At 60.7% G+C, this 3,744-nt stretch carries 6 protein-coding genes; 5 read left to right on the top strand and 1 reads right to left on the bottom strand.

All coding sequences use genetic code 11. The features are described 5' to 3' along the window. Positions 1-247: 247 nt before the first annotated feature. Positions 248-850 carry a flavodoxin family protein gene (locus PHP59_RS11785; protein ID WP_300167233.1) on the bottom strand — a complete coding sequence of 201 codons (603 nt, stop codon included), beginning with the start codon at positions 848-850 and terminating at the stop codon, positions 248-250. Positions 851-967: 117 nt separating this feature from the next. Here PHP59_RS11785 and PHP59_RS11780 point away from each other — a divergent pair, with 117 nt between their 5' ends. The 5 genes from PHP59_RS11780 to PHP59_RS11760 all read left to right on the top strand — a co-directional run. Then, entirely contained in the window at positions 968-1,192 is a 225-nt protein-coding gene (locus tag PHP59_RS11780) for a hypothetical protein (RefSeq protein ID WP_300167231.1), read from the top strand. 22 nt (positions 1,193-1,214) lie between these two features. After that, entirely contained in the window at positions 1,215-1,340 is a 126-nt protein-coding gene (locus PHP59_RS11775; protein WP_300167229.1) for a desulfoferrodoxin FeS4 iron-binding domain-containing protein, read from the top strand. Positions 1,341-1,344: 4 nt separating this feature from the next. Beyond that, positions 1,345-1,686: a carboxymuconolactone decarboxylase family protein gene (locus PHP59_RS11770; protein ID WP_300167227.1), complete on the top strand. Its 342-nt coding sequence runs from the start codon at positions 1,345-1,347 to the stop codon at positions 1,684-1,686. Between the two features lie 21 nt (positions 1,687-1,707). After that, positions 1,708-2,346 carry a peroxiredoxin gene (locus PHP59_RS11765; protein ID WP_300167225.1) on the top strand — a complete coding sequence of 213 codons (639 nt, stop codon included), beginning with the start codon at positions 1,708-1,710 and terminating at the stop codon, positions 2,344-2,346. A gap of 122 nt (positions 2,347-2,468) precedes the next feature. Then, on the top strand, positions 2,469-3,744 hold a 1,276-nt coding region (locus PHP59_RS11760), incomplete at its 3' end, for a PAS domain S-box protein (RefSeq protein WP_300167223.1).

Here is a 3,744-nt window from a genome sequence, read left to right as displayed (position 1 = left end):
AGAAGATCCGTTCTCCGGGTTTTCATGAGGTTTTGACTCTCAACGAGCACCCCATGATGGAGATGGAGAGGACAAAATCACCTTCAGAAAAGGTTCGCCCTCTGCCTTCCCCGTCCTATCGTAATCCAGGGGGTCCGGGGGCAGCGCCCCCGGCGCAAGCGTGCGGGAAGGCACGCTGACCAGACGAACTCCTCAGAACAATTTTCATGCAGTATGCCTGAGGCGTGCTCCCGACTCATGTCTGATTCTACAGATCCTTCTTCCCGACCACCCGACAGAGCTCCTTCCCCTTCTCGTAGGCAGCCTCGACGACCTCGGGCCGCGTCCTGATGTCCCGCACGTGGTCCATGTCCCTCTGGAAGACCCCCTCCCAGTACGGGCAGTCGATGATCTCGCAGAAGGTCCGCGTCGTCTGGAGGGCGCCGTCGAAGTTGTCCGGGAGGTTCATGCCGGAGATGCAGATGAACAGGGTCTTTCTCTCCTTCCGGCGCTCTTTTGAGATGAAAGGCTGCATGCGCATATACTTCGCCATGTAAAAGACCTGAAACCGGTCCATGAAGGACTTCAGTTTGCCCGGGATACCCATCGTCATGATCGGCGTGGCGATGATCAGGCCGTCCATCTCCCTGAACTTCCGGTAGTACGGCGTCAGGTCGTCCTGCATCTGGCAGTCCTCATGGGCCATGCAGTGGAGGATCTCCATGCAGGGCTGGAAATTGAGGTACGGCACCATCACCTTCTCGACCTCGCACCCCGCCTCTTCAGCCCCTTCTACCGCCCTGGTGAAGAGGTACGCGGTGTTTCCCCCCCGCACCGGGCTTCCAAGGAGGGCGATGATCTTTTTCGGCATGCGATCGACCTCGGCCTGCCGCTCTATATAGTTATTCCCGACCGTGGAAAGCAGAACCCGGGGGAGTGAGCAAAGAATATATAAAAGATATTATAATCAATCGTCGGTGAAACAGTGATGGCAGAAAAACCCAGGGACGTGAAAGCAGGCCAGAAGGTCGGGCCGGGAACCTATGTCTGCATCGACTGCGGCCGCGAACTCCATGTGACCGAGGCCGAGAGAGACCTCGTCCAGTGCCCGAGTTGCGCCTGCGAGAACTACCAGTGCTTCCCGATGACCCATATCAGGCCCGACATCAAGACGCCGGAAGACGCCATTCACCCGCCGAAGCGGAAGAAATAGATCCTTCACGAGGGCGAGGACGATGGTCAATGTCGAGGAAGTGGGGCAGGTCTTCATCTGTGAGATCTGCGGCAACGTCGTTGAAGTGAAAGAAGTCGGTGGAGGAGAACTGGTCTGCTGCGGCGAACCGATGGTCCTCCGGGAGTAAGAAAATGGAGCAGAAACTGAAAGAACTGGAAGAGAAGATCGGGAAGGTCCCGAAGATCTTCGCCGAACTCAAGACGGTCGAACCTGATCTCTACGAGAAGGTGATGGGCCTCGACCAGATGGTCTGGGCCGACGGCGCACTCTCCAAACAGACAAAGAAGGTGCTTGCCATCGCCATCGCCGCCGCACTCAGGGACCGCCACGCGGTGCGGGCCCAGATGGCAGGGGCGAAGAGCCTTGGCGTCAAGAAAGAACAGATCGAGGAGGGCCTGAGGGTCGCATTCCTTCTTGCCGGCATGCCCGCCTATGTCTACGGCAAGGCGGCACTCGAAGAATTCATGGGATAGGGAGGGTTGGAGGCAACAGAGATGGAGGAATCACACTCCCTTCCCATTATCGGCGAGGCTGCACCCGATTTCGAGGCGGTCACAACACAGGGGCGCCTCAAACTCTCCGACCTCCGGGGAAAATGGGTCGTCCTCTTCTCTCACCCGGCAGACTTCACGCCGGTCTGCACCACCGAGTTCGTCGCTCTTGCGCAGGCATATCCAGAACTCGAGGCCCTGAACGTGAAGTTGATCGGACTCTCCATCGACAGCGTCCACTCGCACCTCGCCTGGGTGAGGAACATCGAGGAGAAGATGGGCGTGAAGATCCCCTTCCCGGTCATCGCCGACCTCGACATGAGCGTCGCAAAGACGTTTGGCATGATCCACCCGGGCACGAGCAGCACGGAGACGATCAGGACCGTCTTCTTCATCGACCCCGAGGGAAAGATGCGGGCGATGATCTACTACCCGCTCACGAACGGCCGGTACATTCCCGAGATCGTCAGACTGGTGAAGGCCCTCCAGACGACCGACCGGCACAAGGTCTCGACACCGGCGAACTGGCAGCCGGGCGAAAAAGTCGTCGTCCCTCCGCCAAAGACCGCCGCGGAGATGGAGAAGCGGGCCGGCGAGGGCTACGAGTGCAAGGACTGGTACCTCTGCTTCAAAACGGTCTGACTTTTTTGAGGCCGGGGTAAGCCCCGTCCTGTCTTCTTCTGCGGCCATACCCCCGGCCGCGCCTGTCGCGGGCAAACGGATCAGAACACTAATACCTGATAGCGCCTGTCATTGAGAATGATATGGAGGGCATATCCGAACCGAGGCGGCAACTCGCCACCCTGATGAGCAACCTCCCCGGCATGGTGTACCGGTGCAGGAACGATCCCGCCTACCCGATGGAGTTCGTGAGCGAAGGCTCTTATGACCTTCTCGGTTACCCTCCCGCGGCCTTCACCGGCGGCGACGTCATGTACGGCAGCCTGGTCCACCCGGAAGACCGGGACCATGTCTGGAAAGAGATCCAGGAGGCCGTCAGGAAGGGCGGCCCCTTCAGGGTGACCTATCGGGTTAAGACGGCCAGCGGGCTGGAAAGATGGGTCTGGGAACAGGGCAGAGGAGTATTTGACGAGAAAGGTCGTCTTGTCGCCCTGGAAGGGTTCATCGCCGACATCACCAGGCAGGTGGAACTCCAGGAGGATCTCAGGCAGCGCGAACGGCAGCAGAAGGCGATCCTGGACAACATCCCGGATATCGCCTGGCTCAAGGACAGGGAAGGCAGGTTCGTCGCTGTCAACCGGGCATTTGAAGCCGCCACAGGGCGGGCTGCCGGGGAGGTCATCGGCCAGACCGATGCCGTGGTCTGGCCGTCAGAGATCGCGGCAAAGCACCACGCGGAGGACGAGATGGTGATGGCCTCGGGGAGGAGGATCTCCATTGTGGAGCCTATCAGGATGGCAGACGGCTCGGATGGGTGGGTGGAGACGATCAAAACGCCCGTCGCGGACGGCACCGGCCGGGCGGCCGGGACCGCCGGGATCTCGCGGGACATCACCGACAGGAAGGTGATGGAGGAGGCCTTACGCGAGAGCGAGGAACGGTACCGGCTCTTCCTCCAGAACTTCCCGGGCATCGCCTTCAGGACGGACGCCGACCTGAAACCGGTCTTCCTCCACGGCGACGTCGAGGGGATCACCGGGCATTCGGCCGGCGAGATCCTGGCCAGGACCGGGGAGGGAGACACCATCATCCAGCCGGCAGACAGGGAAGCCTATGCAGCGTGTTTTCAGGGCGCCCTCAAAACCGGCAGCCCGGCGACGGCCGACATCAGGATCCTCAGGAAGGACGGAGAGGGCCGGTGGCTGCACCTCCAGGTCCAGCCGGTTCCCGGCCCTGACGGTCGCCCGGCAGGGGTGCAGGGTGCGGTCTATGATATCACCGGCCGAATACAGGCCGAAGAGGAGATCAGGAACCTTGCAAAGTTTCCGGAGGAGAACCCGGGCCCGGTCATCAGGGTGAGCCGCACCGGACGGATCCTCTATGCCAACGAGGCGAGCAGGAGCCTCCTTGAGACGTGGG

The sequence above is a fragment of the Methanofollis sp. genome (genome assembly GCF_028702905.1).
Taxonomy (GTDB): domain Archaea; phylum Halobacteriota; class Methanomicrobia; order Methanomicrobiales; family Methanofollaceae; genus Methanofollis.
Note: the sequence above shows the minus strand (reverse complement) of the source record. Positions and strands in the feature narration are given on the sequence as shown.

Coding starts and splice junctions, on each gene's coding strand:
- PHP59_RS11780 (WP_300167231.1), top strand. CDS start 968: ATGGCAGAAAAACCCAGGGACGTGAAAGCAGGCCAGAAGGTCGGGCCG.
- PHP59_RS11775 (WP_300167229.1), top strand. CDS start 1,215: ATGGTCAATGTCGAGGAAGTGGGGCAGGTCTTCATCTGTGAGATCTGC.
- PHP59_RS11765 (WP_300167225.1), top strand. CDS start 1,708: ATGGAGGAATCACACTCCCTTCCCATTATCGGCGAGGCTGCACCCGAT.
- PHP59_RS11770 (WP_300167227.1), top strand. CDS start 1,345: ATGGAGCAGAAACTGAAAGAACTGGAAGAGAAGATCGGGAAGGTCCCG.
- PHP59_RS11785 (WP_300167233.1), bottom strand. CDS start 850: ATGCCGAAAAAGATCATCGCCCTCCTTGGAAGCCCGGTGCGGGGGGGA.